Raw genomic sequence first — 23258 nt, 5'->3', positions numbered from 1 at the left:
GGGGCGCCGGGACGGGCTGCGCAAGGATCTGCGCGGCCACGGCCTGGACGTCGAAGCCGGTGAAAGCTCTCTCCTCGTCCACGCTCACGGACGCCCCCCGAGGGACAGCGGGCGTGCCAGACCCGCGCTCAGCCCGCCCCGGATGATGGCCAGGCACCGCTTCTGCTGCCCCGGGCGCGCCTGCTCGGCCGCTTCCCGTAAAGCCCTCGTGGCCTCGGCCTCGGTGATGTGCCCCGCCGCGACGAGACCGCCGGCGGTGTACGAGGCCCGGTTCAGCTTCTCGGAGAACGCGGCGCCTTCGGGTACGGCCGCGCATGCGGCGACCTCGGCGAGTACCCCGGTCAGCACCCGCTCCCCCGCACCTCGTCCGCCACCCGCCGCGATAACCGCCTGCCGGGCGCGAGGCGGCACGGGTCGCGCCCCAGGCACGGAGGCGGACGGAAGATGCCCGGTGCGCTCCAGTTCCCTGGCGAGCCAGGCGGGCAGCGGAGCAGGAACCCGCATGGTCCCCACCGGCCGGTAGACCCCTGCTGAGGTCACGGTCCCGGGCGCCACGATGTACCCGCCATGCGCCCGGACATCGACCTGCCAGGCGAGGGCTCGGCCGCCGCCCGACCCCGAGGAGCACTGCCAGTGGTGCCCGCCGTCGTTGCGATACCAGACGTGCAGGCCCCCCGACGGGGTACGGACGCGCAGCGTCGACTCGTCATCCGCCGGGCTGGCAGCGCCACGCAGTGCGGCCAGCACACCCAGAGTGTGGAAGCCATTGGCCAGGCCGGTCAGATCGATCCCGGCAGAGATCCCGACACCGGGGAGCAGCCGGTTCCGGTCGGGGAGTTCACGCTCATGCGCATCGATATCGATGACGACGAGGCCGGCCGGGCCGGTGGCAACGCCGACCCCGAGATCGGGGCGGGAACCCCACCACTCCTGGATCCGGTCAACGTCGAGCGTGGCCGCATGAAAGCCGTGACACCAACGGCCCGCACGAATACAGTCGCACCCCCCTCGGGCATGACCCTGAACACGGCAGACCTCACAGTTGCCCACAGGCGTCTTGCGACCCGGAGCGAGAGGATGAACCGGCCACCCCTGGCGCGCACACCACGAGGCAGTTGTCAGAGGCTGCGAAGCGACCGGTGCAGATCTCACGAACTGCCGTGGGTCGCTGCGCGAAACCTGCAGCTCAGCTGCCATTCACTTCCCCCATCAGCGACTGAAGCGACTCAACTCCCAAAATCAGATTAGCGAAATCTACGGGAGAGGAGAGGCAGATGAGACAGAACAGATGTACGCATCTACAAGAAGCCCCAACGACCGAGCGACTGAGTGCCCAGCGGCTGAGAGTCGCTCAGTCGCTCGCCTACGGGCACACAGAACACCAGGTCGGAGGCTTGTGCAACAAAGATCAGCGACTGAAGCGACTCAAGCTCCCCATATATGACGCACACACGCGCTTACACGCACACGCACGAATGTCTCCATATACCTGAAACTTGAGTCGCTTCAGTCGCTGATCTCCCCGAATGCAGCTCTGACCTGCGGTTTTACCTCTACGACCAGAGCGACTCAGTACCCATTCGGTCGCTGGCATTCAGTCGCTGGGCCCGCTTCCCCACCGTACGAACCGTTCGAGTCCGGCTGTATCCAGGTTCAAGCGGCGTCCGCATCATGACGGCCCGCACCCACGCATACCAGCCAATCGCGCCCGTGGAGAACCTGCCCATGTGGGCCCACAGCAAGGCAGTTACGCCGCGCATTCGGCCAACTCCCCGGCTACGCCGAGCAGTTCCTCGCCCCACTTCACCATCACCACCGCCATCGTCACAACGACCGCCGCCACCACCACCGCGGCGACCGGGCCGGGCCGGAGACCTGCGCCGGCCCCCGACCCGAACTCACCGGGCCATTCATCGGGCCGAGTTGGTGCCCTCGGCGAGGATCCTGTCGACCAGGATCTTCCGCTGCGCCTCGTCCATCTTCCGCAGCACCAGGTCGGCAACCTGGTGACCGTCGTGCCAGGGCATCTTCGTGACCTTGCCGAGGGCGACGATGCCTGACTCCCCCGGAGCCAGCTGTGCCGGTGCCACCTGGCGCTCGGCATGCTCCGATCGCTGCCCAGGTACTTCATCGTGCATCGACGGGACCGGCTCCCGAGCCCCGGAGCTATCACGGCGTGATAGCTCACCCTCTTGCTGCCGCGGGCTATCACGCCGTGATAGCTGGGCCTGCGTCTCCCCTGAGCTATCACGGCGTGATAGCTCAGCTGACTGCTCCCCCGGGCTATCACGGCGTGATAGCTCTGCATCCCGCTCCTCCGGATTATCACGCCGTGATACCCGCGCACGCTCTTCGACGGGGCTGCCCGGAGCGTTTGAACCATCGGAAGCCTCAGACCTGGCAGCGGGCTCCGCCACTCCCCCGCTCTCCTGGCTATCACGGCGTGATAGTTCACGTGCCGCCGAACGTCTCTGATCGCCTGCGGCAGCCCGTGCATCCGCCTGCCGACGCTGCTCATCGGGCGGCAGCTTGGAGAGATTCCGTACATGCTCGATCTTGCGGCGCCCCTCCAGCAGGTCCGCCTGCAGCTGAGGATCGAGGTCCAAAACAGAGAGCTTCGACGAGATGGTCGACTGGGCGATACCGAGTCGCTTGGCGGCTTTGGTCTGAGAACCGTAGAAGTCGACCAGGGTACGAAGCGCCTGGGCCTGCTCCAGAGGGTTCATATCGTCTCGGTGGACGTTGGCGACGAAGGCTGCTTCGAGAAGCGCCTGGTCGGTGGAGACCAGAGCGTTGTCGACGCTGACGCGAATCGTCGCAGCTCCGGCAAGACGCGCAGCGGCGAGTCGGCGGTGACCGTCGACGACGATGTACCGGGCGCCCTCGTCGAGGTCAGCCGCACGATCCGGCCGCTCTGCCAGGTAGGCATCGACGGAGGCCACCGTGACAGCGTTGACGAGACCGATCTCCGAAATGCTCTCGGCCAGACCCTGAAGATCACGGAGCTCTTCGCGAGGGTTGTCGGGGTTCTGGCTGATGAGACTCAGAGAGAGCTCGGTCGGATCGGGTACACCGGCCGTCGGCACACCCGTAGCAGCACCGATGGCAGCCCGGCGGGCACTGATGGGGCGGGCCTGCGCGAAGGAAGAGCCGGCTCCGAGGTTCTTGGCCTTGCTCACTTGCTGATCTCCCGGGCGAGGGCGCGAAGCGCGACGGACTGTTCGCAGCGGGGTGCGTAGGCAAGAAGCGGTCGCTTGGCGCGGACTGCTTCCTTCTGTTCCTTGAGGTCTCCGATGACGCCTACGACCCGCGGATCCTTTATGGCCATCCAGGACTGGAGCGAGGAGGTTGCGATGTAGCCGCGGCGGGCGTCGTAGTGGTTGACGACAAGGCCGAGGTAGTCGACGTCGAGCGCCAGGTCATTGCGCATGTCCTCGATCTGGGACGTGAGCAACTCGTAGGCGTCGGCACTGCTGTCCTCGGCTTGGACAACGATGAGAACGCCGGAATTGCCGGGCACTTCCTGAGGGCGGCGACGCCCGTAGTAGGTGGCGGCGTCCATGCTGAGCCCGAGGCTGGGCGGGCAGTCGATCAGGATGACGTCGTAGTCGGGCTCGACCGCGGCGAGGGCTCGTTCGAGAGCGGCCTCGCGTGCACGGACGGAAGCGAGACGTACGTCGAGAAGGAAGGCATCGGTGCACGCCGGCAGCAGATGCAGACGCCCACCGAACCGGTCCTCGTCGATCGACACGATGAGGTCGCTCAGCGAACTCTTGCCGTCACCAGCCATGTGATTGGTGAGGGAGTCCCCGTCCATGGGCAGGGGAGCGTGGCCAAGCTGTTTGGTGAGGTGTCCCTGAGGATCGAAATCGACGAGCAGGACGCGCTGCCCGAGGCCGGGAAGATCCTCAAGGGCGAGCGGATCGCTGGCGGCTTCTTCGTCCTCTTCGAGCAGTGCGGCGAAGTGCTTGGACACCCGGACCGGCACAAGGGCGGTGGAATCTTCCGCGAGGGCTTCGCCGGTTCCGGCAGTGACAGCGGTCTTACCAACCCCGCCCTTCTGATTGCAGATGACAACGCGTCGGACGATGTCGGGACGCTTCACCGCAGGAGCGGGATGGCTGTCCAGCCAGACGCGCACGGACTGGGCCAGGCCCTGAATGAGGGAAACGCCTCGGCGTTTGCAGTCCGATCGGAATCCGGTCCACAGCTGGCCGGGCAGGAATGTGGCAAAGGACTCCGCACCAGATGTGTCGATGGGGGAGAGGTTGGAGCCGAGCGCGCGCCATGTCGTGATGCCGGCTTCGACGGCGTCCTGCATGTCGATGCCGTGCTGAACGGCGCGGATCTTGAGTTCCTGACGGAGCCAGGAGGGCAGCTTGGAGACGACCTTCTCTCGGTCGCCCCTGGAGTCGGGAGTCGTCATAGTTCGTCACTCTACTAACGTCATAGATCAATTAAGCCAATGACACGTTAGCTGTGTCGTCTTTTCCGTGCGAGGGGCTATCACGCCGTGATAGCCCAGCTCGATGCCGCCAGAGGTGACGTCGAGAGACAACGCCGTACCAGCGCACCCTCACCTCCCGAACCCGACACTTCAAAGGAGCAAGAACCCTGCTGTCTGAATACTCTTCAGCTATAATGCGCGCCCCTTGTGCTGCAAGTGGGCGGCTCATAGGACATCTTGTCCATCGCGGGCGCCGACTCGACCGGAAGCCAGTTGGCGAACCGTCGCGGGCGGCCGGGTTCATCCCCCTGCGGGTCGGACAACACGATGGAGTGGCTGAGCACAGTGGGTGGCTCGGGTAGGCACTCCCGCCGGAGGGTCCGGGAACCTATCGTCGGGGCTGGCTTTCGTCGGCTGAGGTTCAGTGCGGGGGAGTAGGTGACTCAGCCGGTGACCTCACCTCAGGACCGTCCACCACACCCTCGATGAGATACAGGCCGGACACACAGGCCCACTCAGGCCCACCCGTGAGCAGGGCCGTACGCCGGGTGCGGGTCTTCTTTATAAGAGGCGGCGAGCCTCGAAAACGCCCTGACCTGCACATATTCAAAGTTGATCATGCTCTGGCCGACACATTTGGCAGGTCGAAATGTTAACCTGGCCAGCACATTTGGCCCGAAAAGTAAGGCTCAGCCTAACTTTTCAAACCGGCGATGCGCGCCGCAAAAACCGCAGGTCAGCGACGTGCCGGTACCGGACGAACACACCCTCCCGTGACATCGATCCGAACCGACCCGAACAAAATGTGCCGCAATACCGACACCGAAAGTTAGGGTCACACTAACTTTCAGCACTTCCGTGCACCGAAACTTCGGCTGAGCCGAACTTTCGAAACGAGCACACAGACCTCCGTGACTCGAGGCGTGTCGAGCCGTCAAAAGTAAGGCTGAGCCGAACTTTTGGGATAGCCTCGGACCGCCTGAGCAACAAGGAGGTCCAGTGACATCTGAAACGCCGTCGCGCCAGCCGCGTCGGCCACGAGCAGTGCCCTCTCCCGCGTCCTCGCCGGAGAGCGACATCGTGTACGACGACATCCTGAACCTGCTCGGTGAGCAACTCGGAGCGACCGCCCAGGACACAACCCCCGCCAGGACGGCGAAGCGGAAGCTCAAGGGCGTCACCTTCGAGTACGAGGACGACCCTCGGTCCGTTCACAGCTTCGCCGGAGGCGCCGGCTACAGCCTCGCGAGCAACTGGTTCACACAGTTGCTGCCCCAGCTCTTCATCGCCAACGGCATCACCAAGAGCCAGCTGTGCGTCTTTCTGTACGTGGCGGGCGGACAGCGGCCGGGCACCGGAATCGCGGAGTACACCCAGCAGGAAATCACCGACGGTCTGAACGGACTCGCGGCCAAGAAGCCCGGCGCCAAGAAGATCACGAGGCCCACCGTCAACCGCGCAGTCCGAACCCTCTGCGAATACAAGTGGCTCGAATCGGCAGGCAACGGACGGATCCGCCTCAACGTGACACTCTGGTTCCAGGGCAACAGCGCAGCTCAGCACGAGGTACTCGCCCAGATCGCCGCGGACCACGACGACGACCCCTCCGCGTTCCCGCACAGGATCGGTCCCGAGATGGTTCACCACCAGGAGGCGCTGGACCTTAATCTGGATGGCGAAGTGCCCGAGCCTGTCAGAAGGAAGCGCACAGGGTGATGCCCGCTACCACGACAAGCCGATTCGATACGGAGGAAGGCACCGATGGCCGTTGCAGTCATGTCGCCCCTCGTTGCTGAGCGCATCTGGGCCTTGCCCATCGGAGCCGCCCCGGTGAAGTTCCTTCAGTACCTGGTCTTCCGGAGCGAGAACGGTGGCGCACTGCCCAGCCAGCGCGAGATGGCGGTGGAGTACAAGGTGAAGCCGCCCACCGTCAGCGCGCTGATGGAGCCACTGTTCGAGCTGAACCTCGTACTGCGTTCCCGCGCCGAAGGCCGCGGGGGCAACCGCTACCGCCTCCACCCACTCGCCGCCAAGTACGAGAGCATGACGGACATGGAAGCGGCATTCGCGCACGCTCTCGAAGAAATGAAGAGCGGCAAGCTGCCGACCATCCAGCTACCGGAATACCGAGCGGCACCGCCGACCGAGGGCCGCCCCGACCTCCGTATCGCCTGAACCGGCAAAAATCAGAAGGCCCGCCATCTTGGATGGCGGGCCCTCTGTGCCTGAACAACAAGTTGTACGCCTCACTATACCGGTACGCGCGATGACCGGCGAGGCGCCGCCGTCGGCAGCCGAGCCATCACACCTCAGCCGGAACGCCTTGTTACGTTCTCACCATATGCCCATGGAGGCACCGTCATACGGCACCGAAACAGTGACGCGCATGAACAAGAGGATGCGCGTGAACCCGAATATGGGCCGCCAGGTGGTCTCCGTACTCCTGGCCCTGTCCGCCTCCGCTGCCGCCGCCCTGGCTGCCCCCAGTACGGCAGCCGCCCAGGAGCCGCCCGGCGCCACCACCACTGTCCCGCCGATCCGTTGGGGTGCCTGTCCCGAGGCCGAACCGCCCTATCCCGACCCCAGCCCGAGGGCGCAGTGCGCAACGGTCAAGGTGCCATTGGACTGGTCGAAGCCGAAGGGCCCGAAGATCGGCATCTTCGTCGCCCGCCACCGGGCCACCGACCCCGCCCGGCGGATCGGCGTCCTGATGTCGAACCCTGGCGGCCCCGGAACACCCGGTTCCGATGATGCGCTGTACGCGGACGACCCCATCGGCGGCTACACCCCGGCCATGCTCCAGCGCTTCGACATGATCGGCTTCGACCCGCGCGGCATCGGCCGCAGCCAGAACGCCGAGTGCGACGAGACGATCGCCGACACGATCCCGTCCCGCCCCCGCAGTGCGACCGAGTTCGAGCGGCTGCGCACCCTGAACGGCCGACTGGCGGACAGCTGCCTGAAACGGACGGGGCCGCTCGCCGCCCATATGGACGGCGAGAGCGTGGCCCGCGACATGGACGCGATCCGTGCCGCCCTCGGCGAACGCAGGATCAGCTTCCTCGGCCACTCCTACGGCACGTTCCTCGGCGAGCGTTACGCACGCCTGTTCCCGGGCAGGCTCCGCGCGCTGGCCCTCGACAGCGCGATGGACCCGGATCGGCCGAACGCCGAGCGCTACCTGACCGACGGCAGTATCACCATCGACAACACCCTGAAGCGGCTCGCGGCCTGGTGCAAGAAGGACAAGGCCTGCGCGCTCAACGGCAAGGACCTGACCGCCGTCACCGACGAGCTGTTCGCCCGCGCCGACGCGGGCACACTCCGCGATCCGGGCCCGAACGGCCCGACACGGACCAAGATCGACGCCGATCAGCTGTCCGACTTCCTCACCTTCGCGCTCGGCAAGGGAAGCCAGGAGGAGACGGCACGGCAGCTGGCCGCCCTGTACACGGGGAAGGGCGGGGTCAACTGGCTCCCCGGCGGTACCAACTCGCACTCACGGCTTGTCCTGTGCCGCGACTACGACTTCCGGATCCGCGACTACGCCCAGTACCTGGCCATCCGCAAGAGGGTCGCGAAGGCCGCTCCGCATGTCCGCTACAACGCCCAGTCCCTGGACACCGTCCTGGCCTGCCAGGGCTGGACCATGCCACCCAAGCCCCGCCCCGCCGAGGCGAAGGGTGACCTCCCTCCCGTCCTCGTAGCCAACGCCACCCACGATCTGGCCACTCCGCTGCCTGGCGCACAGCGCATGGCGCGCTCCTTCCCGAAGGCATCCCTGTTCACGATGGACGTCGTGGGCCACTGGATCTACCGCCGAGGCGGGACGGAGAAGGCAATGCGAGTGATCGACACCTACCTCACCGCCCCGAACGGCTGACCCTGACCTCCGAAGGAGGCACCGATGGTTCCCAGAGCCTGGCCAGGTGCGTGTGGAGGACGTCGTGTGCCTCCTGCGGGGTGAGGTGGCCGATGAGGACGTGCGTGGTGAGCCCGTCCGCCAGAGCGAGCAGGGTGCGGGCCTGAAGCTGTGGATCGACGGGCAGGGCGCCGTCGGCGTCCTCGCCGGCCTCCGCGATGAGGTGGGCGAACGCCTCTTGCAGGGATGTGTAGTTCTCCTTGAGCGTCCTTCCGAGCGCCTTGCTGACAGCCGCCTGCGCGACGAAGGCGAGCCAGACCCTGGCCTCGGCACGGTGCTCCTCCCGGAGCAGTGAGATCTCGGCGGCCGCGTGGCCCAGGGCAGTGCCCGCCGACTGAGCCGGGCTCCTGACGAGGCGGGCCCGCACCCGCTCGTTGACCCGCTCGCTGACGTACTGCAGAGCGAACACGAGCATTTCCTCCTTCGTACGGAAGCACCGCTGAACCGCGCCCATCGACACCTGTGCGTCGGCTGCGACATCCCGAAGGGTCACACCCTCCAGTCCGCGTTCGTCGGCGAGATGACACACAGCCTCGGCGATAAGACGGCGTCGACTCACGTGGTCCACCTGCCTGGGCATGCCCTGCCTCCTCCTTGCTCCCAGCACTCTGCTGTGCGATGCACTTTATTCGATGCGCTTGCATCGGTTCCACAGGTACGGTTCCGATGCAAGCGCATTGGTACGTGGAGGAGGAAGGAAACCCTCATGCAGGACGCCCTGTGGAAGATGTCGGCCGCCGAACAGGCGGAGGCCGTGCGCAGCGCAGAAGTCTCAGCTGTCGAACTGGTCGACAGCCACCTGGATCGCATCGCTGAGGTCAATCCCCGGGTGAACGCGGTCACGCAGCTCCTGGCGGAGCGCGCACGTGAGGCCGCGGCACGGATGGACCGTCGGCGGGCTGCCGGCGAACTGCTGGGACCGCTCGCGGGCGTGCCTTTCACGGTGAAGGAGAGCACCGCCATCGAAGGCGTACCGACCACGTTCGGCACGGAGCGCTTCCGCGATCTGGTGGCTTCGGCCGACGCGCCCCCGGTGGCACGGCTCCGCGCAGCCGGAGCCATCCCCATCGGACACAGCAACCTCCCCACCCTGATCCTGGCGGGGATGCACACGCGCAGCGAGCTGTTCGGAGACACGGTCAATCCGTGGGACAGCAGCCGGACCCCGGGCGGTACCAGTGGGGGAGACGCGGTTGCCGTCGCCACGGGCATGGCGGCACTCGGGCTCGGCAACGACTCCGGCGGCTCGGTGCGCATCCCGGCCCAGTTCTGCGGTGTCGCCGGGCTGAAGCCGTCCACGGGGCGGTTCCCCGCCGACCATCGCGTCCTCGGCTCGGACGACCCGGGCCTCGCGTCCCAGATCCTGGTCACCGACGGTCCGCTGACCCGGAGCGTGGGCGATCTCCGGCTTGCCTACGAGGTGCTGGCCGGGACGGATCCGCGCGACCCACGAGCCGTGCCGGTACCGGCCTACGGCGAAACGCTCGCCGGGCCGGTGAAAGTCGCGGTCGTGCCGGACCCAGGCGGGCACGGCGTCCACCCCACGGTCCTCGGAGCCATCGCGACCGCGGCCGAGGCGCTTCGCGACGCCGGATACGACGTGCGCGAAGTAGCAGACGTACCGCGGCTGGACGAGGCCCTTGAGGCGTATGGCCGGATCACCGTGACCGAGTTCGCGCCGAACTGGCCGATGGTGCGCAAGCTGCTGGGCAAGGGCGGGGACCGTTTCATCCAGATGGCGATGGAACAGACCCCGCCCGCAAGCGCGGACGAGTTCATGAAGTTGATGGGTACCTGGATGAGTATCCGCCGCTCATGGGCTGAATTCCTCGACGAGTACCCGCTGTTGCTCGGCCCTGTCTTCACCGAGCCACCAGTCGAGCCGGGACTGGAATCGCGGGACAGGGCAGGCAGGGACCGGGTCGCGTCGGGAATGCGCCTGTGCACCGTGACCAGCTTCGTGGGCGTACCCGGCGTGGCCGTACCGACAGGGCTGCCCGACGGGCTCCCGTCCGGGGTACAGCTCATCGGGCGTGCGTTCCGGGAGGACCTGTGTCTGGGCGCGGCCCAGGTGATCGAGGAACGGCTCGGAGTCCTCACACCGACCGACCCACGAGGCTGAGGCGAGCAAGGCCGGGCAAGAACTGTTCCAGCGCCTCGTTGTCCGGTCGGCCAGTCCCGTTCAGTCCCTGATTCTTCGGTCCCTGTTCAGTCCCTCATGGAAAAGCGCAGGTCAGAGGCTTCTGTTCTATCTGGAGAGGGGACTGAAGGGACTGAAGGGACTCAAAATCCCTGTTCCAGTCATTACGCGTGTGCGTGTATGCGTACGCGCGAGTACAGAGGTCTTTATCCTGAGCAGCTCATAACTAGGACTTTCAGTCCCTTCAGTCCCTTCGGTCCCTCACGGGTCAGCATGAAAAGCCCTGTGACCTGCGCTTTTCCGTGAGGGACTGAACAGGGACCGAATGAGTCCCGGTCCTTCAGTCCCTCACGCCCCCGTCAGGACCGACACGCCCGGCCGGCCGACCCGATCAGCCGCTTGCCCAAGGCGCAAGCCCTCCAACTCCCCAGATGGCGAAGGGACTGAAGGGACTCAAAACGGGGAACGGCTACACCCTCGCCCAGACCGCTGATGTAGGCTCTGGCCTCATTGGAAAACTCAGTCCCTTCGGTCCCTTTCCAAGTACTGGCAGCGCTGTGACCTGGTCTTTTACCGAAGGGACTGACAGGGACTGAACAGGCTATTAGCCCCTCGGCAAGGACGATCAGCGTGCCGCGTCAAAGTGAGACCAGCGTTCCCCGCTCCGCGGGAACCGCCAGTCCCTACGACATCGCCCGCTGGTGCGCCGGAAACGGCTGGCCAGTGCACCCGCTCGCCCCAGGCCGCAAAACCCCGGCCGCCAACTGCCCGGCATGCCGCGACGAGCACCACAGTCCTCAGGACTGCTCCTGCCACTCCGCGGGCCGGTGGTGCCACGGTTTCCACGCAGCAACCACAAATAGCGCTCTCCTGGACGCCTGGTGGGGCAAGCACCCCACGCTCGGAGTCGGAGTCTCCTGCGGACCGGCAGACCTCGTCGTCCTCGACATCGATGCCCACAGCGCTGCGGTCCCCGACCGGAACCGGCTCCTGCCCGGCATCCCGATCCACGAGAGCGTCAACCTGACAGGCCTGGCCTCCGGGTTCGACACCCTCGCCCTGCTGGCTGCTCTCCGGGGCCGGCGCAGCCCCGCAGACGACGACTCCACCCTGCGGGTACGAACTCCGTCGGGCGGACTGCACGTCTGGTACCGGAAACCCCCGGAAGGGCCGCGCTACCGCTCTTCGGTGGGCTCCAGCCCGAAGACCGCCCTCGCCTGGCAGGTCGACGTCCGGTCCACCGGCGGCTACATCGTGACCCCGGCCACCCGCACTTCCGCAGGTACGTACAGCCCGGTCGGTACAGCCAGGCTTCCCGCTCTCCTGCCCGACTGGCTCGCCACCGAGCTCCAGCGCACAGGCCACCCGGTCAACCCCCGGCCCGCCCAGGTCGTGCCGCCCCGCCCCGGCTCCCCACGCCCAGCCCGTAAGCGCGCCCACCGGCTTTTGGAACCACTTCTCGACCAGGTGAAGGACTGCGCTGCCGCCCCTGAAGGCACCGCCTTCACCGAGAAACTCAACCGAGCCGCCTACACCGCCGGCGGCCTGATCGCCTCCGGCCACCTCACCGACAGCCAGGCACGGGATCTGCTCACTGCGGCTGCCGACGCTGCTCGGCCGCATCGCAGCCGCCACAGTCTTGCCGTCATCACCTCTGCCCTGTCCGCCGGCGCGAGTCGGCCGCTCCATTTCAAAGGACGCCCATGAGCAGCGCCGACAGCCCTCGCTTCGACGCCACTGCCGCAGCGCAGCAGATGCTCGATCTCGAAGTCCAGGCGGAGCAGCCCAGCCTGCCTGCCCAACAGAGAGTCGCCACTGCGGCCGTCCACGAGTCGCCGACGCAGTCGGGCAGGCTCCCCGGGCTGCTCACCGACCGCGGCAACGCCAAGCTCTTCGCGGTGATGTTCGGCGACCAGTTCCGCCATGTCGAAGGCCTCGGCTGGTACCACTGGGACCAGTACCGCTGGAAGCGCACCGGCGGCGAGAAAGCCGCGGTCTGGGCTGCGGGCGACCTGGCCGAGCAGATGCCCGCCACCGACCCGACCGGCCAGTTCACCGACCGAGAACTCGCCTCCCACCGTCGACGTTCCATGTCGACCCCGGGTATCAAGGCCATGCTCACCCAGGCCAAAGCCTCCCCGGCACTCGCTCTGGACCCCGACGTCCTGGACGGCGACCCCTACGCCCTGTGCACCCCGGCCGGCGTCGTCGACCTCCACACCGGCCACCTCCACAAGCCGGACCCCGAAGCCGACATGCACTCCCGGGCCACCAGCGTCGCCCCCGAAACGATGCCCACCCCCCGCTGGCACCGCTTCCTCCACGACACCTTCGGTGACGACGCCAAGGGCGAGGAGACCATCCACTTCCTCCACCTGCTCCTCGGCTACTCGGTCACCGGCGACGTCGGCGCCCAGGTCCTGCCCTTCCTCTACGGCACCGGTGCCAACGGCAAGTCCGTGCTGCTCGACGTCATGACCCAGATCCTCGGCGACTACGCCCAGGCCGCCCCGCCCGGCTTCCTCATGGAGAAGGGCAAGTTCTCCGAGCACTCCACCGAACTCACCGAACTCCACGGCCGCCGCATCGTCGTCTGCTCCGAACTGAAACCCAACGACAAGTTCGACGAATCCCGGGTGAAGCTCCTGACCGGCGGCGACCGCATCATGGCCCGCCGCATGCGCCAGGACTTCTTCAGCTTCAACCCCACCCACAAACTCTGGCTGCTCGGCAACCACCGCCCCGAAGTCGGTACCGGTGGCCACGCCTTCTGGCGCCGGATCCGCCTGATCCCCTTCGAACGCGTCGTCCCTGCCGCTCGCAAGATCGACAACCTGGCCAAGGAACTCGTCCAGAGCGAAGGCCCAGGCATTCTCCAGTGGCTCATCGAAGGCGCCCAGCTCTACCTCGACACCCGCGACCCACTCACCGGGCCCGCAACCGTCCGCATCGCCACCGAGGCCTACGCCACCACCGAAGACCACATCGGCCGCTTCCTCGCCGAATGCTGCACAACCGGCAACGGCGACCTGCGTGTCGAGCAAGGCTTGCTGTACGCGACCTACAGCAGCTGGTGCAGCGCCGGTGAAGGCATCCGCCCCGCCACCGCCCGCGCCTTCGCCACTCGCGTACGTCAGGAACTCTCCCTCGCTTCACCGGCCGACATGATGAAGTCCAGCGGCAAGAAGTACTACCCCGGCCTCGGACTTCTCACCGACGACGAACCTCAGGGCGGCCATGCCTGACCAGAGCGCCCGACACGCACCCGCCAACCCGGCCTACCATGAACGCGGTGCCCCCACCAGGGCCGTCGACAACGAAAAGAGGCTGCAGCCATGAGCTCGCTGCTGAACGAGAGCGACCTCCGCCACGAGAGCACCGTGGTGTGGCTGGAGAACCTCGACAACCTTGACTACGTACGCCAGGCGCTCGACAAGACCGCCCGCCGCCGCGGCAAGCCCCGCTACGAACGTGACGGGCGCATGGTCGGCTACACCGAACTCGACGCCCACGCCGAAGCCGACCCCGACAGCGGCCTCCAGCTCCGCCGCGTCTTCTTTCTCCTCCCGCACGACCGCGACGCCAACCCCGACGGTCCCTACCACGAAGGCGCCCCGGGCGAAGCCGTGGATCCCCGCACCATCGCCCCCAAGCGCGTGGGCGACAAGACCCCCCGCTCCCAGCGCGGCCCCGCCGCATCAATAGCAGCCCCCAACACCTGACACCCTCGGCGAGACCGAGCGCAGACCGCCCTGGCCCGGCACCACACTCCTATGGGCCGGCCTGGCCCCTACGGGGTTCCGGATTCGCGAAGGCCAGCGGTCTTGTGTGCGGCGTAGCGGCCAGGGGGCTTGCCGCCGCCCCACCGAAGGGACTTTCCCGGCATCGCGACCGCGAGAGCTCTCCTGCCGTACCCGGGTCGTCGCAGCCACTACCGGGTGCGGTACGAAGTCCGATGTGAACGATCAGACTCAGCCCGCGACAGTTCGCGTGTTCATCGCGCTCGCCCCGCCCGACCACGCGAAAGAAGAACTGGCCCGGGAACTGCGCCCCGCCTATGACACGCACCCTCACATGCGGTGGAACCGCATCGAGGACTGGCACATCACCCTGGCGTTCCTCGGGGAGCTCCCGGTCGAGACAGTTCCACTCCTGCGCCCACCCCTCGCCGGCCTCGCGGCGGACCACCGGCCACTCCGTCTGGCACTACGTGGCAGCGGGAACTTCGACGACCGGGTGCTGTGGAGCGGAATCGACGGAGACCTCGACGAGCTGCACACGCTTGCCGCCGATGTGCGTACCGCCATCAAGAACTGTGGTGTCGCCTTCGAGGATCGGCCCCTGCGCCCCCATCTGACGCTGGCCCGTGCCCGCCGAGGCGACCGCTCCTCGGCAGGAGAAGTCGCGGAGAGGCTCGCCGGATTCACCGGTCGTCGATGGCCCACCGAACGTCTGCACCTGGTCGGCAGCAACGTCGGCCGCAGCCGAGGGCCGATCCACTACCGAGACATCGAGGCCTGGGCCCTGGGCAAAGAGAACCCCACTTGAACGAACCGGCGTCCAGTCGCCCCGCCGCGCGGAGCTTCCTGATCTCAGAGATATCGACCTCGGGGCGGCGCAGGGTCGGGTCGGGCACAAACTGACTGGTGATGCTGGTGGTCAGGACGTGGTCGCCGCGGACGGCGCCAGACTGGCGGGTCCCCAGCCGGCCGCCTGCTCGAATGAGGTGCGGGCAGCAGCGAAAGGGCCGTGGCTGCCCGCCAGGAAGAGGGTCCGGGCATGAGCCACGGGGCGCAGCCACTCACGGGTCCCGGCATGCCCGACCACGAACTCGCGGCTCTCCACGGTCTGTGCCGTCAGACGGGGTTCGCAGGCTGCCATGGGGTGGGTGCTCGCGGCGAGAGCCACCAGGCGGAGTACGTCCACGGCCACTCCCACACTTGCAGCTGACACGCGATTCACCGCATCCCGGCCGGTCGCGTGGGTGAGGGGACCCTGACAGCCGAACGGGCACTCAGTGTGTCCAGCACCACCAGGATCGGATCCTCTAGCGGCGGGGTCCGTTCACGGACCTGGCAGCGCAGGAGCTCATGAATGACTGGTGAGTCTCGTCGTCCTGCCAGATGACGAGGGCGAGCCTATTGGCAATCAGATGTGGTGCTACCCACCGTACTTTGAAGGGTAGCCGACCGGGTTTGCGATTCGGAGGATAGCTCCGCTTCTTCGCCAGGAGCGATCCTAAGCTTCGCCGCCACTCCTCGCCAGCAGAGCTCGGCTCTCCCAGTAGGCACCCGTGATGAGTGCATCTGTCGGTTATAAGAGAAAGATGCCATGGAGGTCGCGGATGGATGCCCTGTTGCCGCCCTGCCCGGGCCTCCCTACCGCGCGAGCTATGCAACAGACATCGCTGACAAGCGTCAGCGTCGGGCTCATTGCAACCTCATCAAGCGCGTTCCTTGACCATCGCCGCTGGCACCGCGAGCACAGTGCCTCATCGACACTCGTCGCGTCCTCTACAGCGAATACCTCACCCCTTTCCAGGGCCAGCAACTTCCGCGCGTCCTCACGTATGGAAACCAGTCCCGCCGAACGTCGCCGGTCTCGATCTGTCTGGACCTTCCAGTCACATGTGGCCGATTCGCGCTCTGCCTGACGCTTACCGACCGATGATGGGCTATCTCCCGTGTCAGGGATCATTGCGGCAGCCATCGCCGTCATCGGAACGCTGCTTGGCGCGGTCGTCGCGCATCGCTACCAGCAGAGGACCGCAGCCCTATCCGCAGCCAACGCCGACCGTGAACGAGACCATCAGCGTCTCCTCGATGCGTGTGCTGACTTCATTGCCCTCGCAGAGGACTATCGGAGGGCACAGTACGACCGATGGACGAGCCAGCACAGGGATGCTGAATCAGAGGCGGCCCTCTCGGCCCGGGCGGAGTCGTACCAGCTCTATGCCGAGGTCCGCAGTAGCATCTACCGGCTCCATCTCGTCGCCGTGTCCCAGCAGATGCGGTACCTCGCAGAGCAGGCCGCGAACATTCAGACAGAGACCCGAGAGATCTTTCTCGCTACCGATCGGACAGACATGCTCCGCCGAGGCGAGATAGCGGAGCGTTCCTGCGAAGCGTTCGTGATCCGTGCCAGAGAAGTACTTCATCAAGAAGGCCGGAACTCAAGTGAGCCGGCTTGAGAGTCTCGCCCCACATGACCCACCGATTCAGTCGCACTGGTCTGGCAGGCGAGGTCGCGCGCGAACTGGGAGGAAGGGCCACCCCGCAACTCGCGGATCGCGATGTTGTACACCGGAGGGATCAAGGCTGCGCAGATCGCCACCGCGCCGTGCAAAGTAGCCCCCGCAGCAGCAAATCCCGCCGAGCGTCGTGTGCCCACAGACTCAGTCAGCGTCTTTGTGGTGCGCTGGGTGGTTCGCTTCTCACATGAGCGGGATCAGCGCCAGCACGCGCCCTTGAAGGGCGGCGGCAAATGATCGAAGGCTTGGTCTTCGTCGGGGTAGTTGCCAAGCGCGCGTGCAGGGCCGCTTCGAGGGCTTCGTGCTGTGACCTGGAGGTGGCTACGCAGGAAGTATTGCTCGACTCCCTCGTTCCGCAGGTACGCGCTGGGCAGATGGCCCCGACACGGGCGCCCTGATTCACTTACAGCCAGGACGCTACTAAGGTAGCGCCATGACTGCTCCATACAGCCCAGGAGATCGGGAAAAGGTAGTCGCCAAGCTGCCGACCGATCTGCGACGCGAACTCAAAGTCCGCGCAGCGGAATTGAGCAAAGACATCCAGGAAGCCGTCACGGCTGGGGTGACCTCCTGGATCAAGCTGGAGAGGCACCCCCCAGTCGATACCAGCGGCGGCTCTTCGTTCTCGACCTACCTGCCTGCCGGGCTGTACGAGAAACTGAAAACCTCCAGCAAGTCCCGCAAGATCTCCTACAACCAGGGGATGGCTCAGTCGATCCGGCACTGGCTGGACGCGAACCCCTCCCCGCGCCCGACACCCCCGCGCACAACTGGGGCCCGCCGACTCGTCTTCGGCAACCAGAAGGGCGGCGTGGGCAAGACGTCGGTGTCCGCCGGCGTGGCCCAGGCCTTGGCCGAGATGGGCAGGAAGACCCTCCTCATCGACTTCGACCCGCAAGGCCACCTGACGCGACAGCTCGGCTACGAGATGCTGGAAATCGAGTCGGCCAGTCTCGCAAAGCACATGCTCGGGGAGGCCGAGGACAACCTGCGGGCCCTGTTCGTCCCCATAAAGGGCGGTGACTTCGAGGACCGGCTGTGGCTGCTGCCCTCCTGCAAGGACGCGTTTCTGCTGGACGCCAAGCTGGCCACCACACGGGCCGTACGCATCAAGGAGACAGCCCTGGAACGCGTCCTGGCCGACGTGGAACAGGACTTCGACTTCATCGTCGTCGACTGTCCTCCGAGCCTCGGGTACACCATGGACACCGCCCTGTACTACGGGCGTACCCGCGAAGACGAAGAACCCGACCAGTCCGGGATCATCATCCCGGTCCAGGCCGAGGACACGTCCGGCGACGCATACGACATGCTCGCCGAGCAGATGGACGACCTGTGTGAAGACCTGAAAGTGGAAATCACCACCCTCGGCTTCGTCGTCAACCTCTACGACGCACGCAATGGCTACATCGCCACCTCGTCACTCGAATCCTGGCAGAGCATGGACGAACCGGTTCTCGGCATCGTTCCGGAACTCAAAGAACAGCGGGAGGCAGTACGCCGCAAGGAACCTTTGCTCGCCTACGAACCAGACTGTGAGCAGGCCCAAGTACTGCGCTCGATCGCGAGGAGGATCAAGGGATGAGCATCGCCGACAAGGTCGGGGAGAGTTCCTCATTCGGGCGCGCCCGTAAGCGCAGCGACCGCGGCCGGGCCAAGGCCATCACAGAAGGCTCGATTCCCACCTACGAGCTGATCAAGCTCAGTCTCGACCAGGTTTCCCCGACTCCCCTCAACCCGCGCCGCAATTTCGGCACTGATGAGCAGATGGCCCGGTTCGGCGAAGAGCTGCGCCAGGCGCAGCTTGCTGCCTGTGTCGCCGTCAGCCGTGCCGCGTACCTGAAGCTCTGGCCGGAGCACGAGATGGCTATCGGCGCCGGTGCCCAGTACGTACTGGTAAACGGAGAGCGCCGATTCCGGAGCGCCCTGCATGTGGGAGTCGATCGGCTCGACTTCGTTGTCCGCGATGACCTGGCCGCCTCGCGCGAAGACTTCATCGACCACTTGCTCGCGGAGAATCTGGATCGCGAGGACTTCGACGTGATCGAGCGTGCACGTGGCGTGCAGCAGCTGGTTGAAGTGTGCGCTGAGGAATCGGGGCAACGGGGCGCGCGCAGTCGGGCCGCGACTCGACTGGGTAAGGACCGCTCCTGGGTGACCAATCAGTTGGCCCTGCTGACGCTTCCGGAGGAGCTGCAAGTGAAGCTCAGCTCCGGTGAAATCTCCGAGCGCGACGGCCGGAAGCTGGCCCGGCGCCTCAAGGACGACCCTGGTCTGGACGCGGCTGGCCTCCTGGAGCACCTCGCCTCGGCCAAGGAGGAGTTCAACGAGCAGCGGGAGGAGCAGCAGCGTCTGTTGGAAGCGGGCCGGCAAACGCTGGAGAAGCACGGCAGTACGGGTTTGTTGTCCGCGGACAACAAACCCGGGGCTACGCAGGAATACGCCGACGATCGCATGCGCAGTGGAAGTACGGCTGCAGGTTTGTTGTCCGCGGACAACAAACCTGCAGAGATGGCATCGCACGCTGCAGACCGGACCGCGCCGACGAATCCTCCGAGCCCTGAACTGTCCGTGCCCGCTCAGGCCACAGTCACGGAGAACAGAGGTCTTCCCAGTCCAGTCCGCCGGAAGGCGTCGGGGGATGTGCCGTCGGCAGAGCATCTGCCACGGGAGGCCGACGTTGCTGAGGGTTGGCAGGTGCCGTCGGGCGGGTGGGAGCCGGTGTTCGAAGCGCTCATGGCACAGATGGGCGAGCTCGACCGGCACAGGCTGACGAAACGACTGCACAAAGTCATGGTGGAGGAGCTCGCGACAGCTCCGCGGCCAAGCAGCCAGTGACCACGATGGCCTGACAGTGCTGCGGCCCCGTTCTTCCGCCCGATGGTGGGGGAGTGGGGCCGCAGCTCGTCGTGACCGGTCGGATTCAGCAGCCCCCGACAGCCTTGAGAACGCGCACCTCCTCAGGGCCGCGCTCGACATCACCGGTGACGTCCTGGTACCGCTCCCCGGAACCTCTTGCGTTCGACCCGACCGCGCGCATGCTCACCCAGGGGAGAGAGCCCGGGGGCGGGCTGCCGTACAAGGTCGTCGTCAACGCCTGGGCCTCGCGCGACGGCACGGCCGACCGCGACGAGGTCCTCGAGTACAGCGACGCCATGGGCTGGCCGCGCGCCAACACTGTGATCCGCCAGCACAAGATTCACACCCGCGCGGCGGCCGAGGGTGAGATCACTACCCAGGACGCCGACAACGGCACCACTCTCCAAACCTGCCGTCCAGGTCGGTCTGCCTACGCTCGACGTACATGTCCGCGAGGACATCGCTGAGTCACGTGCCAGGTTTCATGCGGCCGTTCTTACGGAGAACGTCAAGCGGTCGAACTTCAACTACATCGAAGAAGCCCCTGTCCTTCAGCAGATGCTGGAGATGACCAACGGCAACCAGACGCAGGCCTCAGAGAAGCTGCAGAAGTCGAAGCAATGGTTCAGTCAGCGCATCGGCCTGCTGCGCCTCTCCGAGGAGATGCAAGCGCTCGTCATTCTGGCGATCTCAAGGCGTTCCATGACATGCGGATGTACCCGGTCATGCCACCCAGCGAGCAGTTTGCCGCGTGGAAGGCTGGCAGGAAGGAATCCCCTGCGGCCGCAACTGCCCCGGCCCCGCGCCCACGAGAGAGCCCCCATGCCGGCGCCCAAAGCTGAATCGGTGTATACCGCGGTATACACATCCTCCGGTTCGGGAGCAGGCTCAGAGCAGCCCGTACCTCATACAGAAGAGCCGCTCTCAGTCGAATCGCAGAACACTCCCTCGCCCCGAAACCTTGCCCGTCCCTGTGCCGCGCGACGCCGCTCCTGAACCGCCCGAAGTCGAGTCGGCCCCTGCCACAGAGCAGAAGCAGGCTCCTGCCTATAGCTGCGAAAGGTGGTTTGGCCGGCTGATGGAGGAGGAGCTGTCCGAGCTGGACCGGCACATGCTGACGAAGGAGCTCCAGCGCGTGATGCTTAGCGAGACGAGCCGGATCGAGGACTCCGAGACATAGCGCCAAGCGTCATTGGCGGCCCCGCGCTTTCACCTGGTGGTGGGGGAGCGGAGCCGCTTTCTCGTGGTCAAGACGCGTAGCAGGTCGCCGGGCTGGGTTTCGCGCAGGAGTACGTCGGCGATCCTAGGGTCGCGGTGGTGCAGGCGTAAACGATGTCCGGAGTGTCGGTCGTGATCCGGTCCATGTCAGCGGGGGAGTGGATCAGGTCGAGCGGGCGGTTCCCCAAGCGGTGCCGGGGGGCGCGATCCCGGAGTGTGAATGGGTGGGTTGGTTGTGGCCCCATGCAGGTGAAGGATCCTGGCCCCCCGCCCGGCCAAGAGACAAACCGGGGCGGCTGGCAACCACCTTTCTGGTCCGACCCTTTTCTGCGGCGAGCTCCCGGCGCATGCGGCGTCCCGAGGAGTCTGACCTGCGGATTCCCGTAATTCGGTCATGGCTCAGGAACCCTCACCACCACGAGCTGGACGGGACCGCCCCGGCATCCAGAAGGACGCTTTTGGCGAATTCAGATGCTGAGCCCGGTGCGAGCTGGAGCTCGCACCGGGCTCTCCTGTCCAGGTCAGTGCTGAGGTGCGAGGATGCGTAAGTGGTGACTGAAGCAGAGTGGGAGCGACTTCGAGGTGAGCTGCGCTTCGGTCAAGTCTTCACAGGCACCGTCGTCCGAGTGCCCAGGCCCGGGGCGATCGGTGTCTTCGTGGACATTGGCCTCAGCGTCGGAGGGTTCGTCGACGTCGTGCTTTTGCCTCGTCGGCGAAGCGAGGACTGGCCTGTCGAGGGAACAGTGACCGACTTCGAGGTTTGGTGGGTGCACAGTGACCACCAGCAGATACGGCTAAAGCCCTCTGACCCGCAGTACCTGTGCGAGGACTTCGCCGACTTCGTTGCCCGATTCAGGCCCAATTGGCCATCCGACATCGGCAAAGCTGTAAGGGGTTATGGGACCATCAATCCGTAGGCGCTGCTCAGGCGCTCCACCTCACACCAACTACGCTGACACCAGCCGCGTAACCCGTGCCCAGGATTCGGGCTCAAGACCCGTCAGCCGTCGCGTGACGTTCATGTCATACCGTGCCGGGCCCGGGTGATGAGGATGATCCGACCACGGGAGAGCGGGGGCCGACCTGGCGGGTCTACCGGGGCGGCTTTCCGGTTCACCCCCCTTGCGGAGGTCCTGACGGAAGTCAGGTGTCGCGACGTCCCCGATGAGGCCCTGGGCGCGTTGGCGGACGCCGGTACGGCCGTGGTGGAACTCCGGCCAGACGACGCCGGGGGAGAGTCACGCCAAACTGAGTAATCGTCAAGTCCCGTGGACCGACCGATGGCTATCTGCCGGTCTGACCTTGGTGTCGTTGTGACCGCGTGGGAGTTTCTCAAGCGAGGCCCTCAAGGAAGCCCAAGAGTGCGGTGTGCAGGATCTCCGGCTGTTCCAGGTGCAGATCGTGGCCGGTGCCGGGGACGCTCATGGCCGTGGTGGCGGGTCGTCGGCGGAGCATCTCGTCGGCTTCCTGCGCAGGTATGAAGCTGGATTGGGCCAGGACGACCAGGGTGGGGCACGCGACCTGCCCCCACTCGTGCCAGAAGGAACGCTGGGCGTTCTCCGCCAGCGAGCGGACCATCACGTCCCGGTCGAAGCGAGGCCACCATCCGCCCTCGCGTTCCTCCAACCCGGCCGCCCAGCCTGCGCCGACCGGTCCGCCACCGAGGTACGCGGCTGCCGCTTCGCGTGAGCGGAACGGTGTCGGCCACGAGTCGAGCCATCCACCGAGGTCCACGGCGCTGTTCGGGTTTGCACCCCCGGGCCCGGCCTCGACGAGCACGAGACCGTGGACGAGCCCGGGACGTGCGGCGGCGGTGAGCATGGCCGTATGCCCGCCCAGCGACTGGCCGACCAGGACGGGCCGCTGCAGCGCCAACTGATCGACAACGGCGACGGCATCGGCGACATAGGCGGCGCGGGAGACGTCCCGCGGGTCGCGCTCGCTGGTACCGTGCCCGCGCTGGTCGACCGCGACGACCCGATATCCGGAGCTCAAGCGCCCGGCCAGCACGTCCCATTCACCCGCGTGACCGGCCAGACCGTGCAACAACACGATGGACTGTCCAGGACCGCCCCAGTCCCGGCAGACAAGCCGGACTCCGTCTCGCACCACCACGCGTTCAGACCACGCCACATCGACCTCCACGGAATCGGCTGGCGATCACGGACCGGTCGCACCGGCTCCCGAAGGCGTCCTCCACAAACGGGATCCGCACACCGCGCTCCTTCGGCTTCGCCACGCCGCCCCTCTCCTGCCGTTGGTGTGCTGGATGGGCTCCTCCGGCTCGTCGAGCGTCATGCCCTGCTGGGCTCCGCTGAATCTGATCCACGGGGGTATGCGTTCATTGAAGCTTCCCCGTGATCTTGGACACTCGATACCTATGCTGCGAGGTCGTGTTGGTGCCGTTGCCGGGTCTCGGCCG

20 protein-coding genes are annotated in these 23258 nt (G+C 66.2%); 14 read left to right on the top strand and 6 right to left on the bottom strand.

Features of this window, described 5'->3' with window-relative positions:
- Positions 1-84: 84 nt before the first annotated feature.
- From IE107_RS33140 to IE107_RS33130, 3 genes are all read right to left on the bottom strand, one after another.
- Complete coding sequence (locus tag IE107_RS33140; RefSeq protein ID WP_189548056.1) at positions 85-1197, bottom strand: bifunctional DNA primase/polymerase; 1113 nt, start codon at positions 1195-1197, stop codon at positions 85-87.
- Positions 1198-1910: 713 nt separating this feature from the next.
- Positions 1911-3179: a ParB/RepB/Spo0J family partition protein gene (locus tag IE107_RS35985; RefSeq protein ID WP_189548055.1), complete on the bottom strand. Its 1269-nt coding sequence runs from the start codon at positions 3177-3179 to the stop codon at positions 1911-1913.
- The gene (locus IE107_RS33130; RefSeq protein WP_189548054.1) at positions 3176-4426 is read right to left on the bottom strand and encodes a ParA family protein; all 1251 of its coding nucleotides are present in this window, start codon (positions 4424-4426) and stop codon (positions 3176-3178) included. Before IE107_RS33130 ends, IE107_RS35985 begins: the two co-directional genes overlap by 4 nt.
- Before the next feature lie 1020 nt (positions 4427-5446).
- Between IE107_RS33130 and IE107_RS33125 the strand changes: the two genes are divergently transcribed.
- The 3 genes from IE107_RS33125 to IE107_RS33115 all read left to right on the top strand — a co-directional run bounded on the left by IE107_RS33125 (position 5447) and on the right by IE107_RS33115 (position 8330).
- Entirely contained in the window at positions 5447-6163 is a 717-nt protein-coding gene (locus IE107_RS33125; protein ID WP_189548053.1) for a hypothetical protein, read from the top strand.
- A 45-nt stretch (positions 6164-6208) separates the two neighbouring features.
- Complete coding sequence (locus IE107_RS33120) at positions 6209-6622, top strand: hypothetical protein (RefSeq protein WP_189548052.1); 414 nt, start codon at positions 6209-6211, stop codon at positions 6620-6622.
- A 211-nt stretch (positions 6623-6833) separates the two neighbouring features.
- Positions 6834-8330 (top strand): alpha/beta fold hydrolase, encoded by a 1497-nt coding sequence (locus tag IE107_RS33115; protein ID WP_229867446.1) that lies wholly within the window; start codon positions 6834-6836, stop codon positions 8328-8330.
- Here the strand turns inward: IE107_RS33115 and IE107_RS33110 are convergent.
- Complete coding sequence (locus IE107_RS33110; protein ID WP_189548051.1) at positions 8311-8949, bottom strand: TetR/AcrR family transcriptional regulator; 639 nt, start codon at positions 8947-8949, stop codon at positions 8311-8313. The two genes, IE107_RS33115 and IE107_RS33110, sit on opposite strands and share 20 nt — an antisense overlap.
- Positions 8950-9075: 126 nt before the next feature.
- Between IE107_RS33110 and IE107_RS33105 the strand changes: the two genes are divergently transcribed.
- The 5 genes from IE107_RS33105 to thpR all read left to right on the top strand — a co-directional run bounded on the left by IE107_RS33105 (position 9076) and on the right by thpR (position 15057).
- Positions 9076-10491, top strand: a complete 1416-nt coding sequence (locus IE107_RS33105; RefSeq protein WP_189548050.1) for an amidase — start codon at positions 9076-9078, stop codon at positions 10489-10491.
- Positions 10492-11199: 708 nt separating this feature from the next.
- Positions 11200-12216: a bifunctional DNA primase/polymerase gene (locus tag IE107_RS33100; RefSeq protein WP_189548063.1), complete on the top strand. Its 1017-nt coding sequence runs from the start codon at positions 11200-11202 to the stop codon at positions 12214-12216.
- Complete coding sequence (locus IE107_RS33095) at positions 12213-13754, top strand: DNA primase family protein (RefSeq protein ID WP_189548049.1); 1542 nt, start codon at positions 12213-12215, stop codon at positions 13752-13754. Before IE107_RS33100 ends, IE107_RS33095 begins: the two co-directional genes overlap by 4 nt.
- 90 nt (positions 13755-13844) lie before the next feature.
- Positions 13845-14231, top strand: coding sequence for a DUF6009 family protein (locus IE107_RS33090; RefSeq protein WP_189548048.1), 387 nt, complete (start codon positions 13845-13847; stop codon positions 14229-14231).
- A 235-nt stretch (positions 14232-14466) separates the two neighbouring features.
- The gene (gene thpR / locus IE107_RS33085; protein WP_189548047.1) at positions 14467-15057 is read left to right on the top strand and encodes an RNA 2',3'-cyclic phosphodiesterase; all 591 of its coding nucleotides are present in this window, start codon (positions 14467-14469) and stop codon (positions 15055-15057) included.
- 111 nt (positions 15058-15168) lie between these two features.
- Here thpR and IE107_RS33080 read toward each other — a convergent pair whose 3' ends face one another.
- A complete protein-coding gene (locus tag IE107_RS33080; protein ID WP_189548046.1) occupies positions 15169-15462 on the bottom strand; it encodes a hypothetical protein in 294 nt (97 codons plus the stop codon).
- Between the two features lie 730 nt (positions 15463-16192).
- Here IE107_RS33080 and kilB point away from each other — a divergent pair.
- The 6 genes from kilB to IE107_RS33055 all read left to right on the top strand — a co-directional run bounded on the left by kilB (position 16193) and on the right by IE107_RS33055 (position 21753).
- Positions 16193-16699, top strand: a complete 507-nt coding sequence (kilB, locus tag IE107_RS33075) for a plasmid transfer protein KilB (protein WP_189548045.1) — start codon at positions 16193-16195, stop codon at positions 16697-16699.
- A 493-nt stretch (positions 16700-17192) separates the two neighbouring features.
- Positions 17193-18344 carry a ParA family protein gene (locus IE107_RS33070; RefSeq protein WP_189548044.1) on the top strand — a complete coding sequence of 384 codons (1152 nt, stop codon included), beginning with the start codon at positions 17193-17195 and terminating at the stop codon, positions 18342-18344.
- The gene (locus IE107_RS33065; RefSeq protein WP_189548043.1) at positions 18341-19597 is read left to right on the top strand and encodes a ParB/RepB/Spo0J family partition protein; all 1257 of its coding nucleotides are present in this window, start codon (positions 18341-18343) and stop codon (positions 19595-19597) included. Before IE107_RS33070 ends, IE107_RS33065 begins: the two co-directional genes overlap by 4 nt.
- Before the next feature lie 146 nt (positions 19598-19743).
- Positions 19744-20085: a hypothetical protein gene (locus IE107_RS33060; RefSeq protein ID WP_189548042.1), complete on the top strand. Its 342-nt coding sequence runs from the start codon at positions 19744-19746 to the stop codon at positions 20083-20085.
- Positions 19982-20614: a ParB/RepB/Spo0J family partition protein gene (locus IE107_RS36310; RefSeq protein WP_444545024.1), complete on the top strand. Its 633-nt coding sequence runs from the start codon at positions 19982-19984 to the stop codon at positions 20612-20614. The genes IE107_RS33060 and IE107_RS36310 overlap by 104 nt, the downstream gene beginning before the upstream one ends.
- Before the next feature lie 770 nt (positions 20615-21384).
- Positions 21385-21753 (top strand): S1 RNA-binding domain-containing protein, encoded by a 369-nt coding sequence (locus IE107_RS33055; RefSeq protein ID WP_189548041.1) that lies wholly within the window; start codon positions 21385-21387, stop codon positions 21751-21753.
- 415 nt (positions 21754-22168) lie between these two features.
- Here IE107_RS33055 and IE107_RS33050 read toward each other — a convergent pair whose 3' ends face one another.
- On the bottom strand, positions 22169-22969 hold the full coding sequence (locus IE107_RS33050; protein WP_189548040.1) for an alpha/beta fold hydrolase: 801 nt from the start codon (positions 22967-22969) through the stop codon (positions 22169-22171).
- Positions 22970-23258: the final 289 nt, after the last annotated feature.

This window comes from Streptomyces gelaticus (genome assembly GCF_014649535.1).
Taxonomy (GTDB): Bacteria; Actinomycetota; Actinomycetes; order Streptomycetales; family Streptomycetaceae; genus Streptomyces; species Streptomyces gelaticus.
Note: the sequence above shows the minus strand (reverse complement) of the source record. Positions and strands in the feature narration are given on the sequence as shown.

What these genes read in the sequence shown, in the direction of transcription:
- IE107_RS33140 (WP_189548056.1), bottom strand. Translation starts at nt 1,197, where the DNA reads ATGGCAGCTGAGCTGCAGGTTTCGCGCAGCGACCCACGGCAGTTCGTG.
- IE107_RS33130 (WP_189548054.1), bottom strand. Translation starts at nt 4,426, where the DNA reads ATGACGACTCCCGACTCCAGGGGCGACCGAGAGAAGGTCGTCTCCAAG.
- IE107_RS33120 (WP_189548052.1), top strand. Translation starts at nt 6,209, where the DNA reads ATGGCCGTTGCAGTCATGTCGCCCCTCGTTGCTGAGCGCATCTGGGCC.
- IE107_RS33115 (WP_229867446.1), top strand. Translation starts at nt 6,834, where the DNA reads ATGAACAAGAGGATGCGCGTGAACCCGAATATGGGCCGCCAGGTGGTC.
- IE107_RS33110 (WP_189548051.1), bottom strand. Translation starts at nt 8,949, where the DNA reads ATGCCCAGGCAGGTGGACCACGTGAGTCGACGCCGTCTTATCGCCGAG.
- IE107_RS33105 (WP_189548050.1), top strand. Translation starts at nt 9,076, where the DNA reads ATGCAGGACGCCCTGTGGAAGATGTCGGCCGCCGAACAGGCGGAGGCC.
- IE107_RS33095 (WP_189548049.1), top strand. Translation starts at nt 12,213, where the DNA reads ATGAGCAGCGCCGACAGCCCTCGCTTCGACGCCACTGCCGCAGCGCAG.
- IE107_RS33090 (WP_189548048.1), top strand. Translation starts at nt 13,845, where the DNA reads ATGAGCTCGCTGCTGAACGAGAGCGACCTCCGCCACGAGAGCACCGTG.
- IE107_RS33070 (WP_189548044.1), top strand. Translation starts at nt 17,193, where the DNA reads ATGACTGCTCCATACAGCCCAGGAGATCGGGAAAAGGTAGTCGCCAAG.
- IE107_RS33065 (WP_189548043.1), top strand. Translation starts at nt 18,341, where the DNA reads ATGAGCATCGCCGACAAGGTCGGGGAGAGTTCCTCATTCGGGCGCGCC.